This is a genomic window from Mesorhizobium sp. M7A.F.Ca.CA.004.06.1.1 (assembly GCF_003999135.1).
Taxonomy (GTDB): domain Bacteria; phylum Pseudomonadota; class Alphaproteobacteria; order Rhizobiales; family Rhizobiaceae; genus Mesorhizobium.
This window is the reverse complement of sequence record NZ_RZPQ01000762.1, coordinates 1-2794: the sequence shown is the minus strand read 5'-3', so window position 1 is coordinate 2794 and position 2794 is coordinate 1. Positions and strand designations below refer to the sequence as shown.

The following is a 2794-nucleotide window of genomic DNA, read 5'->3' as shown; positions in this document are numbered from 1 at the left end:
GCCAAGCAGTGTCGTCGACAGATCGGCGATGTTGGAGCGCAATTCGACCTGTCGCTCACGCAAGCGCTGGATCAGGTCCGACGACAGAACCTCCGGCACGGCATCCAGCGAACCGCCATTCTGCAGCGCCCTGCGCACACCGTCGGCGGTCGCTTCGGCCGCGGCGCGGTTGGCGCGCACTTTCGACAGTTCGCTCGACAGTTCCGAAAGCTGCTGGGTGGCCAGCACCGAATTGTTGCCACCCATCAGGAGATCGGACTGGGCGCGATAGGCGGCGACCTTCGCCTCGGCATCCTTGACCTGCCGCTGCAGGTCGGCGATCTCGGGCGCCAGGAAGTCTGCCGCGGCGCTGTTCGATTCGAGCTTGGCCGCCCCTTGCCCCGCTATATAGGCGGCGGCGATGGCGTCCGGTACGGCGGCCGCGAGCTTGGGATCTTCCGATGAGAACTCGACGGCAATGATGCGGGTCTTCTCGACGCCATAGACGTTGAGCTTCTCGTGCATTTTCTTGAGCACGCGCTCTTCCGTCGGAATTTCCATCGGGTCGCTTTTCAGCCCGACCAGGACCAGAGCGCGGCTCACCGCCGACATGTCGAGCGCTTCATTGAACTCGGGCAGTTTTTCCAGACCAAGCTTTTGCGAGACCTGCTTGAGGATTTCGTTGGAGGAAATGATCTGGACCTGGGTGGCGACGCCCTGTTCGTCGAGAATAGGCTTGTCGGTGTCATTGTTGTTGCTGGCCGGCCGCGTGTAGATGGATTCGCGCGGCGCGATCTCCACCTGCGTCTCGGCCTTGTAGTGCCGGGTTGCCAGCGAGGCGAAAGCGAAGGCCAGCCCGGTTGCCAACAGGACGACGAGGACTATACGCAGCCAGTTCCTCGCCAGACTGGCGAAGAGCTGCCTGAGATCGACATCGACATCTGCGGCCGCGGACTGAACGGACATGCATCCCTACTCCGATACTGGGTCAGCACGCACCGTAAACAACTATGGTAACTCAGCCGTTAAGATCGTGGTAAGTTTCCGTTAGGGTTTACTGGCGGGCGGCAAACAAAACCGCCAAGAATCACAAAAACTCTTGCCGATGCGCCACGTGTCGGCCGCTCCCTTTACCGGCCATTAACCCTAACAGGATGATAACGGGCCTCGATCCCTGATGTTTGCTGCGACGCCGCAGCGGCCCAGTCGAAGGTACTTGTCCGGTCATGAAAAGCACTGCTTCCCTGTTTCGCGCGCTGCTTGCCGTATCGATGCTGGCTGGCTGTTCCAGCTACCGGCCGACGCCGGCCGCCTTCCATGAGGTGCTCGATCAGCCCTACCGTCTTGGCGCCGGCGACCGCGTCCGCGTGACCGTGTTCGAGCAGGACGGGCTGACCAACACCTACAGTGTCGATCAATCCGGCTATCTCTCCTTCCCGCTTGTCGGCGCCATACCGGCGCGCGGCCACACCGCGCAGCAGATGGAAAAGGAGATCGCCGACAAATTGCGGCAAGGCTATCTGCGCGATCCCGACGTTTCGGTCGAGATCGACCGCTACCGGCCGATCTTCGTCATGGGCGAAGTGGGTGCCGCCGGCCAATATTCCTATGTTCCCGGCCTGACGGTGCAGAAGGCGATCGCCATTGCCGGCGGCTTTACGCCGCGCGCCAACCAGGAAAGCGTCGACATCACCCGCGACATCAACGGCAAGGTGATGACCGGCCGCGTGGTCACCTCCGACCCGCTGCTGCCGGGCGATACGGTCTACGTCCGCGAACGTCTGTTCTGACAGACACCACGTGGCGGACAGGCTCAGGATCGTCCATTGCTTTCGCTCACCCGTCGGAGGAATTTTCCGGCATGTGCGCGACCTGGCCGAGGCGCAGGTCGCCGCCGGGCATTCGGTCGGCATCGTCTGCGATTCGACGACGGGCGGCGCGTTCGAGGAACATTTGTTCGAGCAGATGAAGGGCATGCTGGCGCTCGGCATTCATCGCACGCCGATGCAGCGCCATGTCGGTCCCGGCGACCTTGCCTCGGCTTGGCGCACATACAGGATCATCAAGGAATTGCGGCCGGACGTACTGCATGGGCACGGCGCCAAGGGTGGCGCCTATGCCCGTCTGTTCGGCTCTTTGTTGCGGGTATCAAGGTCTCGCGTAGCCCGCCTTTATTCGCCGCATGGCGGCTCGCTCCACTATGACGAGAGCACGGTCATCGGAAAGCTGTTCTTCGCGCTCGAGCGCTTCATGGCTCGCTTCACCGACTATCTGCTGTTTGTCTCGGACTATGAGCGGCGGACCTATCGCCACAAGGTTGGCGAGCCGCCCATTCCCAACACCCTCGTCTATAACGGCCTGCGCGCCACTGAATTCGAGCCGGTGATCACCGAGCCGGACGCAGCCGACCTGCTTTATATCGGCATGATGCGCGACCTGAAGGGACCGGATATCTTCATCGACGCATTGGCCCTCGCCGGCCCACAGTTCGGCCGCGCACTGACCGCGGTGATGGTCGGCGACGGCGACGACCTTGCGCGTTACCACGGGCAAGTGAAACGCCTCGGGCTCGAGCGCCATGTCCGCTTCCTGCCGCCGATGCCGGCCAGGGAGGCCTTTGCCCTTGCCGCGCTTATCATCGTTCCCTCGCGCGCCGAAGCCATGCCCTATATCGTCCTGGAAACGCTTGCCGCGGGAAAGCCGATGATCGCAACCGCGGTCGGCGGCATCCCGGAGATATTCGACACCGGTTCCCCTGCCCTGATCCGACCTGACCCGATCGAGCTCGCCGACAGGATGAGCCAGGCGCTGGCCG

3 protein-coding genes are annotated in these 2794 nt (G+C 62.7%); 2 read left to right on the top strand and 1 reads right to left on the bottom strand.

Annotated elements, in window-relative coordinates; translation table 11 throughout:
- Positions 1 to 945, bottom strand: a 945-nt coding sequence (locus EN906_RS29750; RefSeq protein WP_164777457.1) for a GumC family protein, incomplete at its 3' end; no start/stop codon positions are given.
- Positions 946 to 1205: 260 nt separating this feature from the next.
- Here EN906_RS29750 and EN906_RS29745 point away from each other — a divergent pair.
- Together EN906_RS29745 and EN906_RS29740 are read left to right on the top strand one after the other, a co-directional pair.
- Entirely contained in the window at positions 1206 to 1769 is a 564-nt protein-coding gene (locus EN906_RS29745; RefSeq protein WP_013532220.1) for a polysaccharide biosynthesis/export family protein, read from the top strand.
- A gap of 10 nt (positions 1770 to 1779) precedes the next feature.
- On the top strand, positions 1780 to 2794 hold a 1015-nt coding region (locus EN906_RS29740; RefSeq protein WP_164777456.1), incomplete at its 3' end, for a glycosyltransferase.

What these genes read in the sequence shown, in the direction of transcription:
- EN906_RS29745 (WP_013532220.1), top strand. Translation starts at nt 1,206, where the DNA reads ATGAAAAGCACTGCTTCCCTGTTTCGCGCGCTGCTTGCCGTATCGATG.